This window comes from Amycolatopsis sp. DSM 110486 (genome assembly GCF_019468465.1).
Classification (GTDB): Bacteria; Actinomycetota; Actinomycetes; order Mycobacteriales; family Pseudonocardiaceae; genus Amycolatopsis.
Window position 1 is genome coordinate 3,916,527 of record NZ_CP080519.1, and the last position, 22,326, is coordinate 3,938,852.

The 22,326-nt window shown below is 70.4% G+C and carries 20 protein-coding genes; 9 read left to right on the forward strand and 11 right to left on the reverse strand.

The window, feature by feature from the left end; all coding sequences use genetic code 11:
- Window positions 1–155: 155 nt before the first annotated feature.
- On the reverse strand, window positions 156–1,088 hold the full coding sequence (gene coaA, locus K1T34_RS18965; protein ID WP_220245573.1) for a type I pantothenate kinase: 933 nt from the start codon (window positions 1,086–1,088) through the stop codon (window positions 156–158).
- Between the two features lie 138 nt (window positions 1,089–1,226).
- Window positions 1,227–1,859 (reverse strand): macro domain-containing protein, encoded by a 633-nt coding sequence (locus tag K1T34_RS18970; RefSeq protein WP_220245574.1) that lies wholly within the window; start codon window positions 1,857–1,859, stop codon window positions 1,227–1,229.
- A 98-nt stretch (window positions 1,860–1,957) separates the two neighbouring features.
- Here K1T34_RS18970 and pheA point away from each other — a divergent pair, with 98 nt between their 5' ends.
- Both pheA and K1T34_RS18980 read left to right on the forward strand, forming a co-directional pair.
- Entirely contained in the window at window positions 1,958–2,863 is a 906-nt protein-coding gene (pheA, locus tag K1T34_RS18975) for a prephenate dehydratase (protein WP_220245575.1), read from the forward strand.
- The gene (locus K1T34_RS18980; RefSeq protein WP_220245576.1) at window positions 2,860–3,474 is read left to right on the forward strand and encodes a histidine phosphatase family protein; all 615 of its coding nucleotides are present in this window, start codon (window positions 2,860–2,862) and stop codon (window positions 3,472–3,474) included. The genes pheA and K1T34_RS18980 overlap by 4 nt, the downstream gene beginning before the upstream one ends.
- A gap of 145 nt (window positions 3,475–3,619) precedes the next feature.
- Here K1T34_RS18980 and tenA read toward each other — a convergent pair whose 3' ends face one another.
- Window positions 3,620–4,636 carry a thiaminase II gene (gene tenA / locus K1T34_RS54730; RefSeq protein ID WP_370643729.1) on the reverse strand — a complete coding sequence of 339 codons (1,017 nt, stop codon included), beginning with the start codon at window positions 4,634–4,636 and terminating at the stop codon, window positions 3,620–3,622.
- Between tenA and K1T34_RS18990 the strand changes: the two genes are divergently transcribed.
- Entirely contained in the window at window positions 4,629–5,060 is a 432-nt protein-coding gene (locus K1T34_RS18990) for a DUF4232 domain-containing protein (RefSeq protein WP_370643730.1), read from the forward strand. The genes tenA and K1T34_RS18990 overlap by 8 nt on opposite strands.
- 4 nt (window positions 5,061–5,064) lie before the next feature.
- On the opposite strand, the gene K1T34_RS18995 is transcribed toward K1T34_RS18990, so the two are convergent.
- From K1T34_RS18995 to K1T34_RS19005, 3 genes are all read right to left on the reverse strand, one after another.
- The gene (locus K1T34_RS18995) at window positions 5,065–5,550 is read right to left on the reverse strand and encodes a hypothetical protein (RefSeq protein ID WP_220245579.1); all 486 of its coding nucleotides are present in this window, start codon (window positions 5,548–5,550) and stop codon (window positions 5,065–5,067) included.
- Between the two features lie 127 nt (window positions 5,551–5,677).
- Window positions 5,678–6,028 carry a metallopeptidase family protein gene (locus K1T34_RS19000; RefSeq protein WP_220245580.1) on the reverse strand — a complete coding sequence of 117 codons (351 nt, stop codon included), beginning with the start codon at window positions 6,026–6,028 and terminating at the stop codon, window positions 5,678–5,680.
- A 1-nt stretch (window position 6,029) separates the two neighbouring features.
- Window positions 6,030–7,034, reverse strand: a complete 1,005-nt coding sequence (locus K1T34_RS19005; protein WP_220245581.1) for a septum formation family protein — start codon at window positions 7,032–7,034, stop codon at window positions 6,030–6,032.
- 166 nt (window positions 7,035–7,200) lie between these two features.
- Between K1T34_RS19005 and K1T34_RS19010 the strand changes: the two genes are divergently transcribed.
- Genes K1T34_RS19010 through K1T34_RS19025 form a run of 4 tightly spaced genes read left to right on the forward strand, consistent with a single transcriptional unit; the run spans window position 7,201 to window position 10,380 of the window.
- Window positions 7,201–7,761, forward strand: coding sequence for a hypothetical protein (locus K1T34_RS19010; RefSeq protein WP_220247284.1), 561 nt, complete (start codon window positions 7,201–7,203; stop codon window positions 7,759–7,761).
- Window positions 7,762–8,928, forward strand: a complete 1,167-nt coding sequence (locus tag K1T34_RS19015; protein ID WP_220245582.1) for a glutathionylspermidine synthase family protein — start codon at window positions 7,762–7,764, stop codon at window positions 8,926–8,928.
- A 55-nt stretch (window positions 8,929–8,983) separates the two neighbouring features.
- Window positions 8,984–9,436, forward strand: a complete 453-nt coding sequence (locus tag K1T34_RS19020; protein ID WP_220245583.1) for a DUF350 domain-containing protein — start codon at window positions 8,984–8,986, stop codon at window positions 9,434–9,436.
- Between the two features lie 38 nt (window positions 9,437–9,474).
- Window positions 9,475–10,380, forward strand: coding sequence for a haloalkane dehalogenase (locus K1T34_RS19025; protein WP_220245584.1), 906 nt, complete (start codon window positions 9,475–9,477; stop codon window positions 10,378–10,380).
- Between the two features lie 121 nt (window positions 10,381–10,501).
- Here the strand turns inward: K1T34_RS19025 and K1T34_RS19030 are convergent, their stop codons facing one another.
- Complete coding sequence (locus K1T34_RS19030) at window positions 10,502–11,794, reverse strand: aspartate aminotransferase family protein (protein ID WP_220247285.1); 1,293 nt, start codon at window positions 11,792–11,794, stop codon at window positions 10,502–10,504.
- 179 nt (window positions 11,795–11,973) lie between these two features.
- On the opposite strand from K1T34_RS19030, the gene serS reads away from it, so the two are divergent.
- A complete protein-coding gene (serS, locus tag K1T34_RS19035) occupies window positions 11,974–13,245 on the forward strand; it encodes a serine--tRNA ligase (RefSeq protein ID WP_220245585.1) in 1,272 nt (423 codons plus the stop codon).
- Window positions 13,246–13,359: 114 nt separating this feature from the next.
- Window positions 13,360–14,367: a DUF3558 family protein gene (locus tag K1T34_RS19040; protein ID WP_220245586.1), complete on the forward strand. Its 1,008-nt coding sequence runs from the start codon at window positions 13,360–13,362 to the stop codon at window positions 14,365–14,367.
- A 22-nt stretch (window positions 14,368–14,389) separates the two neighbouring features.
- Here K1T34_RS19040 and K1T34_RS19045 read toward each other — a convergent pair whose 3' ends face one another.
- From K1T34_RS19045 to K1T34_RS19060, 4 genes are all read right to left on the reverse strand, one after another.
- Complete coding sequence (locus K1T34_RS19045; protein ID WP_220245587.1) at window positions 14,390–16,078, reverse strand: hypothetical protein; 1,689 nt, start codon at window positions 16,076–16,078, stop codon at window positions 14,390–14,392.
- A 110-nt stretch (window positions 16,079–16,188) separates the two neighbouring features.
- A complete protein-coding gene (gene lhgO / locus K1T34_RS19050) occupies window positions 16,189–17,373 on the reverse strand; it encodes an L-2-hydroxyglutarate oxidase (protein ID WP_220245588.1) in 1,185 nt (394 codons plus the stop codon).
- A 137-nt stretch (window positions 17,374–17,510) separates the two neighbouring features.
- A complete protein-coding gene (locus K1T34_RS19055; protein ID WP_220245589.1) occupies window positions 17,511–19,040 on the reverse strand; it encodes an MFS transporter in 1,530 nt (509 codons plus the stop codon).
- A gap of 103 nt (window positions 19,041–19,143) precedes the next feature.
- Window positions 19,144–22,257, reverse strand: a complete 3,114-nt coding sequence (locus K1T34_RS19060; RefSeq protein WP_220245590.1) for a BTAD domain-containing putative transcriptional regulator — start codon at window positions 22,255–22,257, stop codon at window positions 19,144–19,146.
- Window positions 22,258–22,326 lie beyond the last annotated feature (69 nt).

Here is a 22,326-nt window from a genome sequence, read left to right on the forward strand (position 1 = left end):
CCCCGAACTGGCCGATCGGCCGAGGTCGGGGGGCGGAGGGTGAGGGTGTGGGGCAGGTGAGGGCTATGTGGGTGACAAAGCCGCCGACAAAGCCGCCGAACAAGCCATCGACGCGCCGAAGGACGGGCCTACCCGCAGGGCCGACCCCGAAGCCGTCAGAGCTTGCGCAGGCGCACGCGGTTGATGGAGTGGTCGGCGTCCTTGCGGAGCACCAGCGTGGCCCGAGGGCGGGTCGGTTTGATGTTCTCCATGAGGTTCGGTTCGTTGATCGTGCGCCACAGGTGGCGGGCTTCCTCACGGGCCTCGTCGTCGTCCAGGCCGGCGAAGTGGTGGAAGTGCGAAGCCGGGTCGGAGAACGCGGTGTGGCGGAGCTTGAGGAAGCGCTCGACGTACCAGCGTTCGATGTCGTCGGTGTGCGCGTCGACGTAGATGGAGAAGTCGAACAGGTCCGAGACGGTCAGGCGCGGGCCGGGCTGCAGGACGTTCAGCCCCTCGATGATGAGGATGTCCGGGCGCTCCACAACCTGTTCCTCGCCGGGCAGGATGTCGTACGCGAGGTGCGAGTACACGGGCGCCGACACGCGCTCGGCGCCGGATTTCACCTCGGTGACGAAGCGCAGCAGGGCGCGCCGGTCGTAGCTTTCCGGGAAGCCCTTGCGGTGCATGATGCCGCGGCGGGTCAGCTCGTCGCGCGAGTACAGGAACCCGTCGGTGGTCACGAGGTCCACGCGCGGGTGGTCCGGCCAGCGGGCGAGCAGCGTGCGCAGGATGCGGGCCGTGGTCGACTTGCCGACCGCGACGCTGCCGGCGACGCCGATCACGTACGGCACCTTCGTGCTGACGCACTCTTCGCCGAGGAACGTGGTGGTGGCTTCGTACAGCTGTTGCCGGGCTTTGACCTGCAGGTTGATCAGTCTCGACAGCGGCAGGTAGACGTCGGCCACCTCGGCCAGGTCGATCTGCTCGCCGAGACCCCGCAGCCGAACCAGCTCATCGGCGGTCAGGGGCAGTGGGGTCGAGCTGCGCAGCTCCCGCCACTGTTCCCGGTGAAGCTCGACGTAGGGACTGAGTTCACGGACCCGTGGCATCGCACACTCCTCGGCCGTCGCCTGCGCTGGCTCCGTACTGGGCACTACCTTGCGAGTAACGCTCCATCAACGGTAGGGCCTACCGCCCGTGAACGCGCTGTGATGTGCTGCACGCGGCCCGAACCGTTGCCTACGCGGTCACCGAGGGTTACGACGGCGGCCGAAGACTTCCACCCACGCCGCGGCCACCTGGCGCGCGCACGTGGCCGGGTCGACGCCGCCGACGCCGGTGCCCAAGCCGGGCATCGCGATGGTGTCCACGGCCTCGCGCACCGGCCCTTCCTCGAGCTTCCCGTGCTGCCACTGCAGGAACACCGCGCGCGCCGCGAGGTACGGGTGCACGGTGTCCGCGGGTAGCCGTTCGCCGGGCGCGCGCATGGTCGGCGCGCTGATCAGCCACGCCGGTTCGGCCTCGCCCGTGGGCACGATCACGGCCTCGCCGATGGGCAGTTCTCCGCCGTACGAAGCCAAGACCGCGCTGCGCACGCTCTGCTCGACACCCGGGAACGCCAGGGCGTAGACGGCGTCGATCCCGCCGCGCATCCAGCCGTAGGAGTTGGCGGGGCTCACCACGGCCTGGGCGACGACGTCCAGCACCGACCCACGGTGCACCCGGACCGTGGCGGCCTCGGTTTCGAGGCGGCCGAGGGCGTGGGTCCACGCGGCGGCGAGCGGTTCATCGACGGCGCACAACACGAGTTCCGGCGTCCGGGACGAAACCGGCGGGCCGATGTCCTCGCGCCCGGTGTGTGTGCCCGATTCGGCGGTCACGGTTCAAGCATGGCAAAAAAAGCCACCCGACGTAACCGGTTGGCGGACCGGATGTCCGAGTGAAAACCGCCACGTGTGTTGTAAGTAGCCTGGCGGTCGTGTTGCGGATCGCGTATTTCGGCCCTCAGGGCACGTTCACCGAACAGGCCGCCCGTGCGCTCGCGCCGGGCGAGGACCTGACTCCCTACGAGACCGTCCGGCTGGCGCTCACGGCCGTCCGCGAAGGCGCTGCCGACGCTGCGTGCGTACCGATCGAGAACTCCGTCGAGGGTGTCGTGCCGACGACGCTCGACGGCCTCAGCGACGGAGACCCCCTGGTCGCCGTCGCGGAGACCATCCTGCCCATCCACTTCAGCGTGCTGACGCGTCCGGGTGGCGGCGAGATCCGCACTGTTGCGAGCCACCCGCACGCCCTCGCACAGGTGCGGGAGTGGCTCGAGGCGAACCTGCCCGGCGCGACCGTGGTGGCCTCCTCGTCCACGGCGTCGGCCGCCGTCGGCGTGGTCGAGGGCACCTACGACGCGGCCGTGTCCGCGCCGGTCGCCATCGAGCACTACGCGCTGGAGGAGCTGGCCACGGGCGTCGCCGACGTCCACGACGCGCAGACGCGCTTCCTGCTGGTCCGCCGCCCCGGCGAGCTGCCCGAGCCGACAGGCGCCGACCGCACGTCGATCGTCGCGGCGGCCGTGAACCGCACCGGCACGCTGGCCGAGCTGCTCGCCGAGCTCGCGAGCCGCGGCATCAACCTCACGCGCCTCGACGCGCGCCCGACCCGCAACAACTTCGGCGAGTACCGCTTTTTCATCGACTTCGAGGGGCACGTGGCCGAGCCGCGGATCGTCGACGCGATGGCCGCGCTGCGCCGCCGCTGCCACCTGCGCTTCCTCGGCTCGCACCCGCGGGCCGACGATGTCGCCGCCACCGTCGAGGCCGGCGCAGGCAACCAGGACTTCGTCGACGCCCAGGCCTGGGTCGACGCCGTGTTGAAGGGAGAAGGCGCGTGAGACTGTTCCTCGTCCGCCACGGCCAGACCGACGGCAATGTGCGGGGCGCGCTCGACACAGCGCTGCCCGGTCCGCCGCTCACCGAGCTGGGGCAGGAGCAGGCGAAGGCGCTCGCGGGCCGGCTCGCCGCGGAGCCGATCGTGGCCGTGTACGCGTCGCAGGCAACGCGCGCGCAGCAGACGGCCGCGCCGCTGGCCGAGGTGCTCGGCCTCGAGGTGCAGGTGATCGAGGGCGTGAAGGAGGTCGACGCGGGCGACCTCGAGGGCGCCACCGACGCCGAGTCGATCCGGACCTACCTCGAGACGGCCAAACGCTGGACCGAAGGCGACCTGGACGTCGCCATCCCTGGCGGCGAGTCGGGCGCCCAGGTGCGGGCCCGCATGGTCGGCGCCGCTGACGACCTGCGGGCGAAGCACGAGCAGACCGACCCGGACGGCATCGTCGTGCTGGTCAGCCACGGCGGCGCGATCCGGCTCGGTGCGGAGTTCCTGGCCGCCAACGTGCCCGGCGACCTGGCAAGCAGTGCGCTCATCCCGAACACGGGCGTCGTGGAGCTGGAGTCTCAGCCCGACGGCTGGCGATGCCTTACCTGGGTCGACACGCCGTTGTAGCCCGGCGCTCTCTATCAGCCACCACCGCGAGATCGCGCCGGTTTCTGGACTGAGCGATGTGATCGGCCCCTTGGGTCGATCACATCGGGAGGGAAGAAATCGGCTCAAAGCGATCTCGCGCGTCTCGGCGGAGCCGAGACCAAAATTACCGCATTGCGGCAGTGGGCCAGCCTTCCTGGCGGTACGCGCTGTCCCAGAACATCCACTCGTACTCACACGCCCGGGTGAAAGCGGCGAGCATTTTTTCGCGCGTCGCCTCGCCTGCGGCGTCGGCGGCGCGGTCGAGGGCGTCGCGGCCCGTGCGGACGGTCGCTTCGAACTCGTCGCCCGCATACGTGTCGATCCACGGCCGGTACGGATTGTCGTTTTCGGGCGACTGCCGCGTGAGGATTCCGGCGCCCACGCTCTGGTACACCCAGAAGCACGGCAGCAGCGCCGCGAGGAGCTCGCCGTAGCTGCCCGTGTGGGCCGTGGCCAGCAGGAACGACGAGTACGCGACGCACGTCGGCGACGTCTCGATGTCGGCCAGATCGATCTCCGAAAGCCGGAACCACTTGAAGTAACTCTCGTGCATCTCGCGCTCGATCACGATGGCTTCGCGCGCCGCTCCGGCCAGGAAGGCGACGTCGTCGACCTCCGGCGCCTTGGCCGCCGCGGCGGCCAGCGCGCGGCCGAAGCCGACGAGGTACCGCGCGTCCTGGACCAGGTAGAACTGGAATCGCTCGCGCGACAAAGTGCCGGTCGCGAGCTCTTCGTTGAACGGGTGGACCGACATGGCGTGTTGTAGTTTCACCGTGTGTTGCCATGCCTGGTGAGAAAAGCCCGTCATGATCGCCTTCCGTCTGGTGAAGAGTTCACGATGCCGGCGCAACCCGGTGCGGAGGTCGCACGTCCACTGAACGGTGGTTACCCAGCACGGGGAGGCAACTGAGATGGTAAGCATGACAAAACCACGAATTCCCTTGGTCTTTCTTGCTGCGCTGGGCGCGTCCGGCGCCCTGCTGCTGTCGGCTTGTGGTAGCGGAACCACGCCGACCGCGAGCAACACGCCGAGTTCCGACACTTCGGCCAGCACGTCCGACACGTCGCCGGCGCCCACGGCCAGCTCGTCCGAGTCCTCTTCGGACGACAGCACGCCGGCGTCCGGCCGGCCGGTGGACAACGGCCTGTGCAAGGCCGGTGACGTCACGCTCTCCCTCGGCCAGGGCGACGCGGGTGCGGGCTCGGTCTACCGGCCGATCCTGATCAAGAACTCCAGCAGCAAGGCCTGCACGATCCAGGGCTTCCCCGGCGTCTCCTACGTGGCCGGCGACGACGGGCACCAGGTCGGCGATGCCGCGTTCCGCGAGGGGACGAAGGGCGACGCCATCAAGCTGCAGCCGGGCCAGTCGGCTGCAGCGGACGTGCAGTTCGCGCAGGCGGCGAACTTCGACCCGGCGGTGTGCAAGCCGACGTCGGTGAAGGGCCTGCGCGTGTACCTGCCGCAGGAGACGGCGTCGAAGTTCCTGCCCGACCCGGGCACGGGCTGCGCCGGCGGCAAGCTGCCGGGCTTCCAGCTCGCGGTGAAGACGGTGCGGCGGGCTTGAGGTTTTAGCCCCTGGCGCAGAGTTGTTGGACGCGGATGATGTCGTCCTGTCCGGATTGGCTGTCGAAGCGGCCGGACAGGACCATTCCGTTGACGCCGGCGAGGCTCTGCGCCAGGGGTTGGTATTGGCCGTCGAAGGCGGCTGCGGCCTGGGCCAGCTCGTAGGCCGCGGCGATGCGGTGGGCCGCGTCGTCGGCCAGGCGGGTGAAGGCGGTGGGGTCGTAGCCGCCCGTCGTGTCGGGGAGGTGGCCGGCGCGGTTGAAGGTGTCGCAGGCGGCTGCCGCGTCGACGTTCGCGCCGCCGCGCTGGCCGGAGAGGCCCCAGAGGAGGCCGGTGATCAGGATTCCGATGGCGAATCCTGCGGCGGCGGCCAGGACCAGGGGTCTTCGGGATTTTTCGGCCCGGGCCGGGTTGTCGGCGGTGTCAGTCGTGTCGGCGGCTGGGTTTTGCCGGTCGTCGTCCGGTAGGGGCGGGGTGTCGAGAGCAGTCATTCACGTCCTCCCGGCGGCCGGGTGATGTGCTATTTCAGCACCAAAACCGCCGGTGGGCACTGCTCTCGATGGAGTAGTTCGGGTGTTGAAGCTGATTCGTCATCTGGCGTCGCCGGCAAGCGTGCGCTCAGCCCCAGCCGAGTTCGTGGAGGCGGTCGTCGTCGAGGCCGAAGTGGTGGCCCAGTTCGTGCATGACGGTGATGAGGACCTGCTCGACGACCTCGGCCTCCGTGGAGCACATCCACAGGATGGGGCGGCGGTAGATGGAGATGCGGTCGGGCAGGACGCCGCCGTAGTTCGTGGTGCGGCGGGTGAGGGCGACGCCGTGGTAGAGCCCCAGGATCGTGGGGGACTCGTCGTTGAACTCTTCGACCAGGACGACGACGTTGTCCATCGCGTCGGCGAACTTGGGTGGGACCTGGTCCAAAGCCTCGGACACGAGCTCCTCGAAGCGCGCACGGGTCATCTCCACCGGCATGTCAGCGGGACCCGGTGGTGCTGGGTGGGGAGCTGCTCTGGCCGCCGCCGTTGTCGGCGGGTGGGCCGGCGGCGTCGGGCTGGCCGGCGTTGTCCTTGACGCTGCCGGTGACGGCCACGAAGCCGCTGCCGTCGCCGAGGGTGGCGGCGACCTTGCAGTTGACCTTGGTGGAGCCGGCGTCCCAGCTTTCCTGCTCGCGCAGGTCCCAGCCGAGGATGAGTTTCTTGGCGCTGAGGTCGGCCTTGCCGGTGTAGTCGTCGGCGGCCTTGTTGCACTCAGTGTCGAGCCACTTGTTCTGCTTGTCCTGGTCCGGGTAGCCGTCCTTGAACTGCGTGGCCAGGTCGAGCGTCGCGATGATCTCGTACGAGTGGGGGCGACCGCAGTCGATCGGGTCGCCGACGCCCTTGCCCGCCAGCGCCAGGCAGGTGCCAGGCGCCCACACGGCCGACTGGTCCTGCGTCTTCGCCTGGCCGGTGGTGGGCTGCAGGCCGCCGCCGGGGCCGGCCCACTGGAGGCCGCAGCGGAGCTGGCGGTCGCCGTCGGCCCACTGGTCGGCGCTGGGGCGCAGCAGGTTGGTGGTGAGCTTTCCGTACGGGTCGAGCGCGTGCCCGAGGTACGGCGTCACGTCGGCGTTGCACTTCGTCTGCGCGATCTGCTGCCACTGGTCGAGGTTCGGGAACGGCGCCTCGGCGTTGTACTGCGCGCCGATGTCGGCCAGGCCCGTCACCTCGAACAGGTGCGACTGGGTGCAGGGGACCTTGCGCACGTCGGACGCGTCCGGTGCGTTCCAGGTCAGGCAGCTGCCCGGGGGTGACTGGAACGCTTCCTGGGCCGCGGCCGACAGCTTGCCCTCACCGCCACCGGCCCCTCCCGCGAAGGAGTCCGTCCACGAGAACGCGACCGACAGCCCCAGTGCGATCACGGCGCCCAGGAACACCCCGGTCATCACCACGCGGGTGGTCAGGGTCTGCAGGGGCGAGCGGAACCGCTCGGCGTCGGGAGACATCGATACCCATGATGCCCGCGCCGCACGAGCCGTGCGCGTCCCGGGTCGTTAGTGTGGGAAGAGACTTCGCGGTGCGGGGGATTACGGAGCGCAGATGACGCAGGACGACAGCAACGGGGCCCAGCCACCCCAAGAGCCGCCAACGGAGCCGACCCAGCGCGGCTCGATGCGGTTCCAGAACGAGGGCACGACGCCGAAGGAGCCCTCGCTCGCCGAGCAGCGGGCTCGCCGGCAGGCGATCGCCGACCAGGAACGCCAGGAGGCCGAGGCCGCCGAGGCCGCGCGCAAGGCCGACCAGAAGGCCGCGACCAAGCGCAAGATCCTCATCGGCAGCGGCGTGACCGTGGGCCTGGCCGGGCTCGTGGCGACGTTCTACACGGTCGCGAAGCCGACCAACGAGACCGCCGTGTGCACGGACGCCAACGGCGTGATCCAGAACGACCAGTTCTGCGACGAGAGCTACGTCACCAGCCAGCACGGCTACCAGAGCGGCGGTTTCTGGATCATCCCGCTCGTGGGCGGTGGCTTCAACAGCTACCGCTACAACTACGGCGGCACCGGCACCGTCGGGCAGCGGGTGGCCGGCGGCACCTTCACCGCGCCGTCCGGGAACACGAACGTTTCGACGAAGTCGGGCAAATCGGTGCAACGCGGCGGTTTCGGCATCAGTGGCAAGACGGGCACGTCCGGCGGCACGGGCGGCACCGGCAAGAGCGGGGGCTCGTAGGTGTACCGGGACAGGTCCGAGCCGCGGCGCGACTGGCAGCGGATCGTCGAGGAGCAGGGCCTCGTCTACGGCACCCCGGCACGAGACGGCGCCGGCAAGGCGCGCCCGTACTGGGACGAGTCCGTGCATTACGTCTTCGACATGGACGAGGTCCTGTCGCTCGAAGCCGACGTCGAGCTGCTGCACTCCATGTGCCTGGAGGCCGTGGACAACGTCGTCACCACCGAGGGCTATCGGCGGTTCGGCATCCCGGAGTGGGTCTGGCCGCACATCGCCGAGTCGTGGAAGCGGCAGGACCCGCACGTCTACGGTCGCTTCGACCTGCGCTACGACGGCAAGTCGCCGGCCAAGCTGCTGGAGTACAACGCGGACACGCCCACCACGCTGCTCGAGGCGTCGGTGCTGCAGTGGCACTGGAAGACGACCGTCTTCGAGAACGACGACCAGTGGAACTCCATCCACGAGAAGCTCGTCGAGCGCTGGCGCGAGATCGGCGACAAGCTGCCGTCGAACGAGCTGCATTTCACGTGGTCCTCGGCCGATCCCTCCGGTGAAGACCACGTGACCACCGCATACCTGCAGGAGACGGCCGCGGAGGCCGGGCTCGACACCGTGGGGCTCTCGATCGAGGAGATCGGCTGGGACCCGGTGCTCAAGCGATTCGTGGACCTCGAAGAGGCCCAGATGTCCACGGTCGTGAAGCTCTACCCGTGGGAGTGGGTGGTCGACGAGGAGTTCGGCCGCTTCGCCGTGGAGACGATGCCGCGCACGCTGTGGGTCGAGCCGCTGTGGAAGATGCTGCTCTCGAACAAGGCGCTGCTGGCCGTGCTGTGGGAGAACTACCCCGGGCACCCGAACCTGCTGCCCGCGTTCACCGACGACCCGGGCCTGCTCACGGAGTACGTGCGCAAGCCGAAGCTGGGCCGTGAGGGCGCCAACGTGCAGATCGTGGCCACCGGCTACGAGACGCAGACCGACGGCGTCTACGGCGCCGAGGGCTACGTCTACCAGGCGTTCGACCCGCTGCCCGAGTTCGACGGCTTCCGGCCGGCGCTCGGCGCGTGGATCGTCGGGGACTCGTCCGCGGGGCTGGGGATCCGCGAGACGAGCGGGCTGGTCACCGACGACGGTGCCGCGTTCGTCCCGCACCGCATCCCCGAGTCGTGATACAACCTCCCCGCCTGATCTGCACGGTTAGCTCTGATCGTTCTGGGAGACCCCTGTGACCACGACCCTTGCGCTGTCCGACACGTTCGGCTCCGACCTCCTGCGCGGGATGGGCGCGATCCTGTTGTACGGCGTCGTCGGCCTGCTGCTGATGTTCGCCGGCTTCTGGGCGATCGACTGGACGACCCCGGGCAAGCTCTCGCAGCTCGTGCACCGCGGGCTGCCCAACGCGGTGATCGTGACCGCGTCCGGGCTGCTGTCGATGGCGTTCATCGTGGTCGTCGCGATCTTCAACTCGGCGAACGACCTCACCGAGGGCCTGATCACGTCGCTGGTCTACGGCCTGCTCGGCATCATCGTGCAGGTGATCGCCGTGCGGCTGCTCGAGTGGGCCACCCGCATCGACGTCGGCTCCACGATCGAGAGCGAGAAGTTCGCGCCGGCGAGCATCGTCGTCGCCGCCGCGCACCTCGCGCTGGGCCTCGTGGTGGCGGTCGGTATTTCCTGAGTACTGCTTTGCGGTCCGGTTCCCACTAGCGTGGAACCGTGCGACTGCTCAGGACGCCGGAAGACCGGTTCGCGGACCTGCCCGAGTTCCCCTACGAGCCGCAGTACGCGGAGCTCGCCGATCCCGACGGTGGCCTGATCAGAGTCGGGTACGTCGAGGCCGGCCCGGCCGACGGACCGCCCGTGCTGCTCCTGCACGGCGAGCCCAGCTGGTCGTATCTGTACCGCAAGATGCTGCCGGTTCTCGCCTCCGCTGGCCTGCGTGCGATCGCGCCGGACCTCGTCGGATTCGGCCGCTCGGACAAACCGGGCGACATCGTGGACCACACGTATGCGCGGCACGTGTCGTGGATGCGGGGGTTCGCCTTCGACGCGTTGGACTTGCGTCACGTGACCCTGGTCGGCCAGGACTGGGGCGGGCTGATCGGGCTGCGGCTGGTGGCGGAGAACGCCTCGCGGTTCGCCGGGGTTGTCGCGGCGAACACCGGGCTGCCGACGGGTGATCAGGACATGCCTGAGGTGTGGCACCAGTTCCGGTCGGCGGTGGAGAACGCGCAGGTGCTGGACATCGCGCGGTTCATCCAGTCGGGGTGCCGGTCTGTGTTGTCCGATTCGGTCCGCGCGGCGTACGACGCGCCGTTCCCGAACGAGATGTACAAGGCTGGGCCGCGGGCTATGCCGGGCTTGGTGCCGTATCGGCCGGACAACCCTGCTTCGGACGCGAACCGGGCGGCTTGGAAGACGTTGACGGCGCTGGATTTGCCGTTCCTGGTCGCGTTCTCCGACGGCGACCCCATCACGGGGGCGATGGGGCCGATCCTGCAGCGGACGATGCCGGGGGCTGCTGGTCGAACGCATCCGGTGATCGCGGGGGCGGGGCATTTTCTGCAGGAAGACGCGGGTGAGGAGTTGGCGGAGCAGGTGGCGCGGTTCGTGCGCGGCTGAGCAGAGGATCTGAGCAGCCCCCGTTTTCCACGCTACCGGCGAGGGACGACCGTTTCGGGTGTGAGCACCGGGAAAGCGGGCAGGTTGTCCACAGCCTGCCCGCTTGTCCACAGCCCGTGTGTCAGGAGAGTGCGGCGTGGGCGGCCGCCAGGGCGTCCACCAGGATGGCCAACCCTTCCTGAGCCTCGGCTTCCGTCAGGGTCATCGGCGGGCCCAGGCGGAGGACGTTGTTGTGCAGCCCGCCCTTGCCGATGAGGAGGCCGCGGGCGCGGGTTTCCTCCAGCATCTGCTTGGCGGCCGCCGGGTGCGGCGTCGTGGTGCCGGGCTCGACGAGTTCGATGCCGACCATCAGGCCCTTGCCGCGGACCTCGCCGATCAGGGGATTCTCAACGGCGCGCAGGCCGGACAAGAGCTGCGAACCCCGGGCCGCGCAGTTGGCCTGCAGGTCGTGGTCCTTGATGTAGTCCAGCACCGCGGTCGCGCCGGCCATGGCGACGGGGTTGCCGCCGAAGGTCGAGATGGACTGGGCGTTGATGGCGTCCACCACGTCGCCGCGGCCGACGACGCCGCCGATGGCCAGGCCGTTGCCCAGGCCCTTCGCGAAGGTCATGAGGTCGGGCACGACGTCGTGGGACTGGATGCCCCAGAAGTGCGAGCCCGTGCGACCCCAGCCGGTCTGGACCTCGTCCGAGACGAACAGGATCCCGTACGAATCCAGCACCTCCTTCATGGCCTTGAACAGCCCGTCCGGCGGGAGCGAGAAGCCGCCGACGCCCTGGATCGGCTCGGCGACCAGGCAGGCGACGTCGCCGGAGGTGGCGGTTTCGAGGATGTCGACGAGGTCGGCCACGCAGGCGTCGATGTAGGCCGCGTCGGACAGATCGCGGAACGGGCTGCGGTAGCGGTAGCCGCCGTGCACGTAGTTGACCTTCACCGGCGAAAGCGACGAAGCGGACCAGCCGCGGTTGCCCGTGATGGCGATCGTGCCGAAGGAACGGCCGTGGTACGAGTTGCGCATCGCCAGGACCTGGTTGCTGCCGCGGTACTGCGTGGCGAGCATCAGCGCGGTGTCGTTGGCTTCGCTGCCGGAGTTGGTGAAGAAGACCTTCGCGTCCGGGATGCCGGACAGCGCGGCGATCCGCTCGGCGAGCTCCACCTGCGAACGGATCAGGTACAGCGTGGAGGTGTGCAGCACGCCGGTGTCGAGCTGCTTGCGCACGGCGTCGCTGATCTCGGCGACGTCGTAGCCCATCGAGTTGGTGAGCACGCCGGCGAAGAAGTCGAGGTAGGTGCGGCCGGTGGAGTCGGTGACGCGCCGGTCCTGCGCGTGGACGATCTCGATCGGCTCGTCGTAGAACAGCGCCATCCAGGACGGCAACACCGCTCGGTGCCGGGCGAGCAGCTCGTCGGTCATGTCGTTCTCCATCCGTCTCGGCCTCCTCGGAGTATGGGCAGCGCCGGAAACGGGCGACAACGATCAGACTGCTCCGTCCTCGGACGAGGGCCGCACAGTTTGTCCGTGGACGACCAAGGGGCCGCGCAATCCCCAAACCGCTTCGAGGGACCTGCTGGCCTGCGACTACCCTTTCTTCCGTGATTGACCCCAGGACTCTGCGCGAAGACCCGGAAGCCGTGCGCGCGTCGCAGCGTGCCCGTGGTGAGGACGAAGGAGTGGTCGACAAGCTGCTCGGCTTCGACTCCCGCCGCCGCTCCGCGATCGCCAACGCCGACAAGCTGCGGGCCGAGCAGAAGTCCGTGAGCAAGCTCGTCCCGAAGGCCGCTCCCGACGAGAAGGCTTCGTTGCTCACACGCGCCAAGGACCTGTCCGCCCAGGTCAAGGCCGCCGAGGTCGAGCAGACGGAGGCGTCGGAGGAGTTCGACCAGCTCTTCCGAACCGTGCCGAACCTGGTGCACCCCGACGCGCCGGTCGGCGGCGAAGACGACTTCACCGTGCTCAAGACCGTCGGCGAGCCCACGAAGTTCGACTTCGAGCCGCGTGACCACCTGGACCTCATGGAGGGCCTCGGCGCCGTCGACATGGAGCGCGGCGCGAAGGTGTCGGGCTCGCGGTTCTACTTCCTCAGCGGCGTCGGCGCGCAGCTGCAGCTCGGGCTGCTCAACATGGCCATCGCGCAGGCGCTGGAAAACGGCTTCACGCCGATGATCACGCCGTCGCTCGTGCGCCCGGAGATCATGGCCGGTACCGGTTTCCTCGGCGCCCACGCGTCGGAGGTCTACCGCCTGCGCGACGACGACCTGTACCTCGTCGGCACCTCCGAGGTCCCGCTGGCGGGCTTCCACGCCGACGAGATCCTCGAACTCGGCGACGGCGCGCGCCGCTACGCCGGCTGGTCGTCGTGCTACCGCCGCGAGGCCGGCTCGTACGGCAAGGACACCCGCGGCATCATCCGCGTGCACCAGTTCGACAAGGTCGAGATGTTCGTCTACACGACGCCCGCCGAGGCCGAGGCCGAACACCAGCGCCTGCTCGGCTGGGAAGAGCAGATGCTCGCCAAGATCGAGGTGCCCTACCGCGTCATCGACACGGCCACCGGCGACCTCGGCACGTCCGCCCACCGCAAGTTCGACTGCGAGGCCTGGGTGCCCACGCAGGAGACCTACCGCGAGCTGACGTCCACGTCCAACTGCACCACCTTCCAGGCCCGCCGCCTGTCCGTGCGCTACCGCGGCCCCAACGGCAAGCCCCAGATCGCCGCCACCCTCAACGGCACGCTGGCCACCACGCGCTGGATCGTCGCGATCATGGAGAACCACCAGCAGTCCGACGGCTCGGTGCGCGTCCCGGAGGCCCTGCGCCCCTTCGTCGGCGGGCGTGAGGTGCTGGAGCCGAAGAAGAAGCGCTGATCGGCGGTTTTACGCGGCCGGGGCCCTGCGGGGTCCCGGCCGTCGTCGTTTCCGTGGATAGCCGGTGCCACCCCGGTGTGCCCGCTAGGGTTCGGGCGCGAGGAGGAGACGTCGATGGGGTTCAGGGGAGTGCTGGCGGCCGTGGCCGTGGCCGGTGTGGCCGTGGTGGTGGCCGGGTGCACGGTGCGGGTCGGGGGCGCCGCGGCGCCGGTGCCCGGGCAGGGGCCCGTGCAGCAGGTCGTGGACGCGTGTTCGCTGGTCGGCCGGCAGCAGGCCGATGCCCTCGGCTATCGCGCGCCCGGCAAGGGGCAGGCGGCGAGCGAGAAGCTGCGCACGCCGGCGATGTGCCTGTGGAACAGCAAGGACGACAGTGCGGCGCTGACCATCCTCACCGTCGGCTGGTCGGTGGACCAGTCGCTGGACGACTACTTGCAGGGCGCCGTCGTCAAGGCCCCGCCCTTCTCCGATGGCGGGTTCCAGTGGACGCGCTACGGATCGTTCATCCCCGGCAGTTGCGACCTCTACACCACGCTCGGCCCGAAGTCCTACGCGTTCGTGAGCGTGTCCAACCCGGACGAGACCAAGGCGTGCGACGCGGCGAAGCAGGCGGTGCCGCAGGTCGCCGCGCACCTGCCGGGTGGGCAGCCCGCGCCGCAGATCACGCCGACTGCGCCGAGCAGTGCGGCGCCGCCGAGTGGGCCGCTCGTGGGCCTGGACCCGTGCACGCTGCTGAAGCCCGACCAAGCCGCGTCGCTGCACGTGGCGCCGCAGGGTGAGAAGCAGAACTCCAGCGTCGTGCCCAACGCGGTGTTCTGCCTGTGGGACGACACCGACGGCGACCGCGGCCAGAAGGCCTTCGAGGTCTGGCTCGGCCCCGACCTGCCGATGACGCAGTGGCCCGGCATGGACGTGCCGCCGGTCTCGACCATCGACGCCGACGGTCACCACTGGTCGATCTTCGCCAACTTCAACGACTCCGGCGGCGTCAACTGCGGCGCCGGCCTGGCCGTCACGCCGACGTCGTCGATCCAGATCGTGTCCGGTTACCTCGACGACCCCTCGAAGGCGTGCGACGCCGTCAAGGCGGGAGTTCCCCTGGTTTCGGGGAACCTCCCGGCCTGAAGGTCCTGAGTGGACTGTCGCGTCAGGACACGCCGGCGGGGCGTCGCGGCCCGGCCGGGGCGGTGCGCGCCACCGGGATGTTGCGTGACGCGGGGCGGGCCGGCCGCTGGGGCGACGGGGCGCGGCGCGTCGGCTCCGAGGCGTTGGTGTCGGCGGGCGCCACCTCGATGTTCACCGCCACTTCGTCGCCGCCGATCTCGCGGGTGATCCACGCGCCGGACTCGACCATCACGCCCAGGGTCTTCACGTCGAGCGAGTTGATGCGCGAGCGGTACCAAGCGTCGTCGGCCAGCGTGCCCATGCGGCCTTCGAGCCGGGACTTCACGGCGAGGAGCCGCTTGTACAGCGTGTCGGCCAGCGCCTGGCGGTCTTCCTTGCTGGTGAGGCCGGCGCGGATGCGGTCCTCGATGCCGCGCGGCAGGCCGTTCTCGTCGGGAATCAGCATCGTGGTCCAGGCGCGCGACTTCTCGCGGTACTGCAGCTGCTGCATCAGGCCCTCGTGCGGCGCGAAGTCGGCGGCGCGGAACGCTCGCCCGGCCCAGCGGGACGCGAGGTTCGCGGCGAGCGACTGCACGCTCTTCACTCCGGTGTTGAGGCCGCGGCCCGGCCAGAAGTGCAGTGAGTTGGCGGCGTCGCCGAGCAGGAACGCGTACGTGGACGGCGCGAGCTGCGCAGTGAACTTCGGGTTCTGCTGCATGCCCAGCTTGAACGACGTGATGCCCACGATGTCGGCCATCGTCGCACCGAAGAACTTGACGCCGTCGGCGATGCGCGGCCACAGGAACGACAGCTTGTCCACCGAGGGCTTGAACACCGAGCGGTGGCGGTCGCACACGAACTTGTCGCCGTCCGGGCGCATGGTGCAGCCGAACTTGCCGATGCACGGAACCGGGCCGTTTTCGCCGTAGGCCAAGACTTCCGAGGCCTCCTCGGCGGTGAGGCGCATGTTGATGAAGCCGCCGCCGAGGGAGTTGAACAGGAAGCGGTTCTGGCACACCGTGAGCGGCACGGTGTGCTCGTCGGGCACCTTGCCCTTGATGCGGATGCCGAGCACGGTCTCGTCGAGCGGCGTGCCGCCCACGGAGTAGAGGTCGCGGCTCGACGGGCCGAACGCCTCCTTGAGGTCCTCCCGCGTCTTCGAGCGGGCGCCGTCGCAGATGGCGAGCACGTCGAGGCCGTCCCAGGACTTCGGCTGCGTGTACGGCTCGGGGATGAGCTCGATGCCGTAGAAGTCCTGCGCCATCTCCAGCAGGCAGTCTTCGATCCAGCGGACCTTGATGTTGCGCGGGCGGCCGCGGTGCGTGGGGGAGTCGGGGCCGAGCGGCCACATCTCCGAGTAGTTGCCGGCGGTGAACAGGCGGCGCCGCACGAGCATCGGCAGCTGGCCCCAGACGTTGCTCTGCAGCGTGACGACCTGCTCGCGGCGGTTGTTGCCCTCCGCCGTGCCCTGCCAGGCGATCCTGCCGTCGCGGCGCATCCAGCGGCGGTCGAACACGCGGATCTTGACCTTGTCGCCCAGCATCGAGCGCAGCGTGCACGCCAAGATCAGCCCGACCGGGCCACCGCCGGCCACGTCGACCCGCAGCGGCCGGGGCGCACCAGGGCGAGCAACCGCCTGAACCACCCGGCCCAGGTTCGCCGGGTCCTGGCCGAGGTTCGGCTTCAGGAACGTCGTGGCCGGCTCACCGAAGTGCGAGGCGTTGTGGTTCATGGCTTCCGGGACCTCCAGCGTGATCTTCCGCGTGCGGCCAACACACGGAGCGAGGAGGCCGGACGGTTCACGGAAATTTCAAAAACTTTCCGCGGACGCGTTTGCGCTGGTTACGCCGCTACCTGGTCGGCGATGTGCTTCGCGATCTCCAGCGCGCTCGTCGCCGCGGGGCTCGGGGCGTTGAGCACGTGGACCTGGTCGCGGGCGGTCTCGATGAGGAAGTCGTCCACGAGCGAGCCGTCCGCGCGCAGCGCCTGGGCCCGCACGCCGGAGCCGTGACGGACGATGTCGTCCTCCGTCACGGCGGGCACGAGCCGGGCGAGGCTCGCGGCGAATCGCTTCTTCGAGAACGAGCGCAGCACCTCTTCCAGGCCCGTCGGGAACGCGTACTTGCGCGCCAGCCGCCACGCGCCGGGGAAGCGGGCGACGTCGGCGAGGTCCTTCACGGACACGTCGGCCCAGCGGTAGCCCTCGCGGCGCAGCGCGAGCACGGCGTTGGGGCCGGCGTGCACGCTGCCGTCGAGCATGCGGGTGAGGTGCACGCCGAGGAACGGCAGCGTCGGGTTGGGCACGGGGTAGATCAGGCCGCGCACGAGGTGGCGGCGCTCGGGCTTGAGCTCGTAGTACTCGCCCCGGAAGGGCACGATGCGCGCGCTCGGCGTGACGCCGGCCAGCTCGGCCACGCGGTCGGACTGCAGGCCGGCGCAGTTCACGAGCGCGTCGGCGTGGATGACCTCCGTGCCGGTGGCGACCTCCACGCCACCGTGGGCGCCGGGGCGGATGCCGACGACCTCGGTGTCGAGCCGCAGGTCCGCGTCGGCCTCGTCGAGCAGGCGCACGAGCGAAGCGCAGACGGCCGGGAAGTCGATGATGCCCGTCGACTCCACGCGCAGCGCCCCGACGCACGCCACCTCGGGCTCGTACTCGCGCGCCTCGGCGGCGGTGACCTTCTTGGCCGGCACGCCGTTGGCCTCGGCGCGCTCGGCGAGGGTGTTCAGGGCCGGCAGTTCCGACTCGCTCGTGGCCACCACGAGCTTCCCGCACACCTCCACGGGCACGCCGTACTGCCGCGCGAAGTCCACAATGGACCGATTGCCGGCCACGGACATCCGCGCCTTGAACGAGCCCGGTTTGTAGTAGAGGCCGGCGTGGACCACGTTGGAGTTGTGGCCCGTCTGGTGGGCCGCCCAGCGGCCCTCCTTCTCGAGCACCGTGACGTCCTGCCCCCGCCGCGACAGCTCCCACGCCACGGCCAGGCCGACGATTCCGCCACCGATCACCACCACGTTACGCACGGACAGAAAGGCTACGCGACCTCGGCGTCGGTTGCGTAGCCCAAGTGGTCTGAAATGCGGTTCTTCACGCATCAGGTGACCCATTGGCGAACTCCGGTCCGAAGTGGACTTCCGCCCACCCCGGACCGGGGTCGCGGTCACTCAGCCGGGTCTTCCAGTACCTTCGGCACCCCGCGCAGCGCGACCCACGCCACGCCCGCTACCAGCACCATCAGGCCCGCGGCGCCGAGCATCGTCACCTGCAGGCCGCCGATGAACGCGTGCTGCGCGGTGTGCAGCAGTTGCGCCCCGGGACCGGCCGGGAGCTGCGCAGACACCTCCGCGGCGCCGGCCAGCGTCTCCCGAGCCGGCTCCGGGACATCCGCGGGCAGGCCCTGGCGGTAGAGCGAGCCGAGCACGCTGCCGAGCACCGCGATGCCCAGCGCGCCGCCGAGCTCCGTGGCCGTCTCGGAGATGGCCGACGCGGCGCCCGCGCGGTGCTTCGGGACGACGCCGAGCACGGTGTCCGTCGCGACGGTGAGGATCAGCGCGAGACCGATGCCGAAGACCACCATCGTCACCACGAGGTACCCATACGCGGTGCCGACGTCCGTTCGGCTGTAGAGCGCGAACCCGATCGCCGAGGACAGGCAGCCGAGCGTGACCGTGCCGGCGCGGCCGAGCGACTTGATCAGCACGGCGCCGAGGGTGCCGCCGATCAGCGCGCCGCCCATGCCCGGCAGGCCCGCCAGCCCCGACTTCAGCGGCGACCACCCGTTGACGAGCTGGAAGTACTGCGTGGAGATCACGCTCACGGCCAGCTGCGCGAACATCGCGAGCACGGTGGTCACGACCGTCGCCGAGAAGGCGCGGTTGCGGAAGAGCCGCAAGTCCATCAGCGGCTCGGCCAGGCGCGGCTGGCGCAGCACGAACGCGAGCAGGCTGCCGACGCCGAGGATCGCCGCCGCGTAGACGTCCCAGTGGTTCAGACCCTCGTACGCGATCTCCTTGATGGTGTAGACCACGCCGAGGATGCCCACGAGCGACAGCGCGACACTGACTCCGTCCAGCCGCCCGGGCACGGGATTGCGCGACTCCGGCAGCACGAAGATGCCGACGGCGATCAGCACGACGACTACGGGCACGTTGATCAGGAACACCGAACCCCACCAGAAGTGGGACAGCAGCGCGCCGCCGATGAGCGGACCGAGGCCGAACCCGAGGATCGTCAGCCCGCTCGACACGCCGATCGCCGCCGTGCGCTCCTTGCCGGTGAAGGTGTTGCGCAGGATCGACAGCGTCGACGGCATCAGCGTCGCCGCGCTCGCCCCGAGCAGGATCCGCAGCACGATCAGCAGCTCGGCACTCGGCGCATATGCCGTGGCCACCGACACGAGCCCGAACACCGCCGCTCCGACGAGCAACAGCTTCTTGCGCCCGATCCGGTCGCCGATGTTGCCCGCCGTGATGAGCAGCCCGGCCAACGCGAACCCGTACCCGTCGGCGATCCAGAGCGCCTGCGTGGTGGTCGGCCGCAGCGACTCGGACAACGCCGGGATCGCCAGGTGGAGCACCGTCATGTCGACGGCCGTAAGGATCTGCACGAGCACGCAGACGCCGATGATGGCGGCTTTGCGCGCAGGCGTCAGCGTTCTGCCCGGACTGGTGGACGCTGCGGTGATGGTCATGGTGGGCCTCCGTGGTTCGCTCCGGGCCCTCACGCTGCCGGGCCCCGCTGACGGCCCACGCACGAACGACGCACGATGGCTGACAGTGCAGGTCAGCGGGGAGTTACGGAGCGATCCCCGCCGCTGTCAACGCCTTCTGCACCGTCAACTCCCGTCCGCTGGCGTAATACCGCTCGTAACCCGGGCCCAGCTGAGCGCGGGCGCGGTCGGCCACCTCGGCGACGTCCGGTTGGCCCGCGACGTCCGTGCCGCGCGCGGCGACGGCGGCGCCGAGCAGCATGGCGGCCTCCTCCGCGTGGCCCTCCAGCAGAGCGGCGCCCGCGACGCACTCCAGGGCCGAGGCCAGCACGGTGCTGTCCTGCCACTGGTGCGCCGCCTCCACGGCCTCGCGCATGAGCGCGCGGGCTTCCGAAGCGTGGCCCGACGCGACGGCAACCCAGCCCAACGCGATCGTCGCCGCTCCGCGGACCGCGGCGACCGAGAAGGAGCCGCTGGTGCACTCCGCCAACGCGCGCTCCGCCAGTGAACGAGCCCCCGCCAAGTCGCCGTCCCGGCGCGCCAGAGCCGCCAAGCCGACGTAACCCGAAGCGCGCGTCTCCGGCATTCCGGCGCGGCGGGCCAGCGCGATCACCTTCGAATAGTCCTCGCGTGCGCCCGCGACGTCGCCGCGGCGGGTGCGGCTGTCGGCGCGGCGGCAGAGCAGGTCGGCGTAGTCGTCGGCCGCGCCGAGTTGCTGCATGAGGTCCATGGACTCGGTCATGGCGGCCATGGCCTCGTCCCAGCGGCCGCGCCAGGTGAGCAGCTGCGACAGGTGGTCGAGCGACATCGACAGCCCCCAGCGTTCGCCGAGGGCGCGGTAGCGGGACTCGCCCTCGCGCAGCTTCGTCTCGGCCTCGTCGAGGTCGCCGGTGAGCATCGCGCGCAGGCCTGTGCCCATGGGGACGAGCGCGCTGCTCCACGGGTCACCGCCGGCCATGATGTTGCTGCGGGTGAAGAGCGTCTCCTCGTCGGCGGGCGGGCCGATCACCACGCCCAGCAGGAGGCTCAGTGTCGGATGCCTTGGTGCCCAGGACATGTCTCGCGCGTAATGCTCCACTGTGGACCGGTAAGGCAGCGTCGCGTCGTGGCCCGGGGCGCCGGACATCGCATTGAGCACGCACATCAGGAACTGCTCCTCGTACCCCTCGGGAGCGACCGGACCACAGCGTTTCACGACTTCCAGCGACAGCATCGCGCCCTCGTAACGCCGGCCGCGCATCCACCAGTACGTGGCCAGCGCGGCCGTCAGCCGCAGCGCGCTGCGCTGGTCCGCGTCCGTCGACCAGCGCAGCGCGGCGACGAGGTTGTCGTACTCCGCGTCGAGCCGGTCGAGCCAGCGCAGCTGGTCGGCGGTGCGCAGCAACGGGTCGGCTTCTTCGGCCAGCTGCAGGAAGGCCGAAGCGTGCGCCGCCTCGAACCGCGCCGTTTCGCCCGCGCCCGAAAGCTTCTCCGCGCAGAACGCACGGATCGTCTCCAGCATGCGGTAGCGATCGCCCGTGGTCTCGACCAGTGATTTGTCCGCCAGACCCGGCAACAGGTCGACGGTGTCCGGCACCTCGCACACCAGCTCGGCAAGACCCAGCGTCGCCCCACCGGAAAACACGGTGAGCCGCCGCGCGAGCCGGCGTTCGTCGTCGTCCAGCAGCTCCCAGCTCCATTCGACGACGCCGCGCAGCGAACGATGCCGCGTCTCCGCCGTACGGCTGCCACGCGCGAGCAGGTGGAAGCGGTTGTCCAGCCGGGCGGCGATCTCGCCGACGGGCAGCGTCCGCACGCGCGCCGCCGCCAGCTCCAGCGCGAGCGGCAGGCCGTCGAGCGCGGCGCAGATGTGCTGGACGTCGCCGATCGTGTCCTCGTCCACGCGGAACGCCGGGTCGCTCGCGGCCGCTCGGTCGGCGAACAGCCGCACGGCCGGGAACCCCAGCGCCTCGGCCGCGGGAGTGCCCGGCGGCGGCACTGCGAGCCGCGGCACCGGCGCCAGCTGCTCACCGGTGATGCCGAGCGGCTCCCGGCTCGTCGCGAGCACACGCAGGCCGGGACACGCGGGCAGCAGGCGCGCGAGCAGCCGCGCGGCCGCGTCGACCACGTGCTCGCAGTTGTCCAGCACCAGCAACGTCGATTGGTCGCGCAACGCCGACACCAGCCGTTCCACCGGGTCCTGCACGCCCGAACCCCGCAACGGCGACGCGCCTTCGCGTAGGCCCAGCGCGCTCAGCACGGCCTGCCCGACATCATCGGCGACGTGCGGCGCCAGCTCCACGAACGCCGCCGACCCGGCATGAGCCGTCGCGACTTCCACTGCCAGCCGTGTCTTCCCGGTGCCGCCGGGACCCAGCAACGTCACCAGCCGCGCGTGCCGCAGCAGCTCACCGACTTGCCGCAGCTCGCCGTCGCGGCCGACAAAGCTGGTCAGCTGTGCGGGCAACGGCGACGACGCGGCCGCCGGCTCGCTGCGCAACGCGGCCAGATGCGCCTCGGCCAGCTCGGGCCCGGGGTCGGCGCCGAGCTCGTCGGCCAGCGTGCGGCGCGCGTCCTCGAACGCCGCCAGCGCCTCGGCCGAGCGGCCCGCCGCGTGCAGCGCGCGCACGAGCTGGGTGCGCGACCGTTCGCGCAGGGGCGCGGCGACGACCGCCGCCCGCAGCTCGTCGAGCACCTCCGCCGCGCGGCCCAGCGTGATCTCGGCGTCGATGCGGTCGCTCGCCGCGTCCGAGCGCAGCTCCTCGAGACGGGTTGCCTGCGTCGCCGCGAAGGGCGCTTCGGTCACGTCGGCGAACGCCGGTCCGCGCCACAACGCCAAAGCTTCACCGAGCAGGTCGCTGGCACGCGTGGCGTCGGCGGCCGCGAGCTCGCGCCGCCCGTCGCCCGCCAGCCGCTCGAACCGGTGCACGTCGACCTCGTCGGGCTCCACGACGAGCCGGTAGCCCGCGCCCGTGAACTCCACTGGCGCCACAGTTTTCAACGCACTGCGCAGCCGCGACACCTGTGACTGCAGCGCGTTGGCCGCGCCGTCCGGCGGCTCCTCGCCGTAGAGGCCGTCGATCAGCCGCTCCGCCGGTACGAACCGGCCCGACTCCAGCGCGAGCTGCGCCAGCAGCGCCCGCACCCGGGGACCCCCGACGACGACCGGCTCCCCCGCCGCGTCCCACGCCGTGACCGCCCCCAGAACCCCGATCCGCATGCGGCAAGACTAAGCGCTCCGCCCGCCCGTTACCGGCACGTTTCGTCCCCACGCCCGGCTCGGCGGAGT

Coding starts and splice junctions, on each gene's coding strand:
- coaA (WP_220245573.1), bottom strand. CDS start 1,088: ATGCCACGGGTCCGTGAACTCAGTCCCTACGTCGAGCTTCACCGGGAA.
- K1T34_RS18995 (WP_220245579.1), bottom strand. CDS start 5,550: ATGACTGCTCTCGACACCCCGCCCCTACCGGACGACGACCGGCAAAAC.
- K1T34_RS19000 (WP_220245580.1), bottom strand. CDS start 6,028: ATGCCGGTGGAGATGACCCGTGCGCGCTTCGAGGAGCTCGTGTCCGAG.
- K1T34_RS19005 (WP_220245581.1), bottom strand. CDS start 7,034: ATGTCTCCCGACGCCGAGCGGTTCCGCTCGCCCCTGCAGACCCTGACC.
- K1T34_RS19010 (WP_220247284.1), top strand. CDS start 7,201: ATGCGGTTCCAGAACGAGGGCACGACGCCGAAGGAGCCCTCGCTCGCC.
- K1T34_RS19030 (WP_220247285.1), bottom strand. CDS start 11,794: ATGACCGACGAGCTGCTCGCCCGGCACCGAGCGGTGTTGCCGTCCTGG.
- K1T34_RS19040 (WP_220245586.1), top strand. CDS start 13,360: ATGGGGTTCAGGGGAGTGCTGGCGGCCGTGGCCGTGGCCGGTGTGGCC.
- K1T34_RS19045 (WP_220245587.1), bottom strand. CDS start 16,078: ATGAACCACAACGCCTCGCACTTCGGTGAGCCGGCCACGACGTTCCTG.
- K1T34_RS19055 (WP_220245589.1), bottom strand. CDS start 19,040: ATGACCATCACCGCAGCGTCCACCAGTCCGGGCAGAACGCTGACGCCT.
- K1T34_RS19060 (WP_220245590.1), bottom strand. CDS start 22,257: ATGCGGATCGGGGTTCTGGGGGCGGTCACGGCGTGGGACGCGGCGGGG.